The sequence below is a fragment of the Amycolatopsis thailandensis genome, from assembly GCF_002234405.1.
Classification (GTDB): domain Bacteria; phylum Actinomycetota; class Actinomycetes; order Mycobacteriales; family Pseudonocardiaceae; genus Amycolatopsis; species Amycolatopsis thailandensis.
Window position 1 is genome coordinate 1 of sequence record NZ_NMQT01000331.1, and the last position, 612, is coordinate 612.

Below are 612 nucleotides of genomic sequence, written 5' to 3' on the forward strand. Positions count from 1 at the left end.
GCGGCGAGCACGACACGGGCGCCTTCCCTGGCGAACAGCCGCGCGGCGGCGGCTCCGATACCGCGTCCGGCACCGGTGACGAAAGCGACCTTGCCGTCCAGCAGGCCCGAAACTGTCGTTGTGTTGGTCATGGCACCGAGGCTTCCCCCGCGGCCGGTGCCTATCCAGGCATCGGCGGTACCTGGATGCGGGCCCGGCATCGTCCACACTGGAGTGGTGGACAGACGACAACTGGCGGACTTCCTGCGCAGCAGGCGCGAGCGGATCACCCCGGCCGACGTCGGCCTCCCCGCCGGGCCGCGGCGCCGGACGCCGGGGCTGCGTCGCGAGGAAGTGGCGCAGCTGGCGTTCATCTCGACCGAGTACTACACGCGGCTGGAGCAAGCTCGCGGCCCACGGCCTTCCCGCGAAGTGTTGGCCGGGCTGACCAGGGCGCTACGACTGTCCGATGTGGAACGCGATCACCTGCACCATCTCGCCGGTGCTCCGCCGGGACCGCCGCCCGGCCCGTCGCGTGAGGTCCGGCCGAGCATTCTCGCGCTGTTGCACCGTCTTCCGCAGGCGGCGGCCATCGTGCTGTCCGCGACCTATGAAGTGCTCGCCTGGAACGAC

Annotated in this window: 2 protein-coding genes; one reads left to right on the plus strand and one right to left on the minus strand. The window is 71.1% G+C overall.

The features are described 5' to 3' along the window. Positions 1-131, minus strand: a 131-nt coding sequence (locus CFP71_RS45265; RefSeq protein ID WP_143267325.1) for an SDR family NAD(P)-dependent oxidoreductase, incomplete at its 3' end; no start/stop codon positions are given. An 85-nt stretch (positions 132-216) separates the two neighbouring features. On the opposite strand from CFP71_RS45265, the gene CFP71_RS42695 reads away from it, so the two are divergent. Next, positions 217-612, plus strand: a 396-nt coding sequence (locus tag CFP71_RS42695) for a helix-turn-helix domain-containing protein (protein ID WP_143267326.1), incomplete at its 3' end; no start/stop codon positions are given.